Genomic DNA, 1,107 nt, shown 5'->3' on the forward strand with positions numbered 1-1,107 from the left:
CGCCAGGTTCTCGCGCACCACGCCTGCAAGGGCGACACCGTACGGACTCCGCTTCTTCAGCCCCGCAGCGAGATGCGCGGCATGGGCCTTCCCGTGCGCCTTGGCCAGTTGCACCGGCACCGCAGCCGCAAGCGCGCCGGCATGCCGCCCAAACCGCTCGACGGCCCAGGCCGACGGCCCTACCGGATAGCCACCCAAGACCGACATGCCGTGTCCCCTCCCCCAGGTCCGCGCCTCTGAACTGTGTGACACGTACACGAAGGGTGCACAAGAGGGCGATCCGGCCAGGAGGTGGCCGCACACGCCCGCTTCTCCGAACAGCCACAACAGCCCACACCTCTCGCGACCCCCGGCGCGCACCTGCCATGCCGGGACGCACCCCCATCATTCGATTAAACGTTCGCTTCCGCGAGTGAGACCTTTATGCTCGAACCAAATTCAGAAAATCCAGTACGCGACTCGCCGATACCCTCTACGCTTGCCTCATGCTCAAGAAGCTCACACTTTCGCACTTTAAGGGATTCTCAAGGTTCGATATCCAATTCAGCAAGCAATCAATTCTCGTAGGGCCAAATAACGCCGGCAAGAGTACCATCATTTCCGCCCTTCGCCTTGCAGCTGAGCAGGTGAATCACGCACGCCGACGCAATGCCACAGAGCGCTTCAGTCTCGACGGAAACCCTTGGGCCAAGGGCCATCTACTTTCTAGCACGATCGGCAATCCGTCAGGGTTTATCGGTGAAAATATCAGACATGAGTTCCGCGAATCAGAGAGTAGGATGGCGGTGACATTTGAATCGGGCGCCGTTCTGCAATCCATCTGGCCCGTGGATGAACTGCCGTTCTTCTGCCTTCAGAATCCAGACTCTTCTTTCGTCGCAACAGCTGCGATTGCTCGATCCGTGAGCCCCATCATTGGAGTGGTCCCTACACTAACTCCAGTACAGCATCGCGAATCCGTCCTGACCGAGAAGCACGTCAAAGAAAATCAGTCAACCCGGTTGGCCAGTTCACACTTCAGAAACCACCTCTACCACCTGAAGAATACGGATCGCGATGCATACGAAGAACTAATTGACTTCATCCTGGACAATACACCCGAGATGG

The 1,107-nt window shown here is 57.9% G+C and carries 1 protein-coding gene and 1 pseudogene; one reads left to right on the forward strand and one right to left on the reverse strand.

Annotation, left to right across the window (positions count from 1 at the left end; genetic code table 11):
• A pseudogene (locus tag ACFY9I_RS42640) lies at window positions 1–207 on the reverse strand (hypothetical protein); the annotation flags it as partial.
• A gap of 278 nt (window positions 208–485) precedes the next feature.
• Between ACFY9I_RS42640 and ACFY9I_RS42645 the strand changes: the two are divergent.
• Window positions 486–1,107: AAA family ATPase (locus ACFY9I_RS42645; RefSeq protein WP_391012955.1), on the forward strand; the 622-nt coding region annotated here is incomplete at its 3' end.

It is taken from the genome of Streptomyces sp. NPDC012510 (assembly GCF_042955065.1).
Taxonomy (GTDB): domain Bacteria; phylum Actinomycetota; class Actinomycetes; order Streptomycetales; family Streptomycetaceae; genus Streptomyces.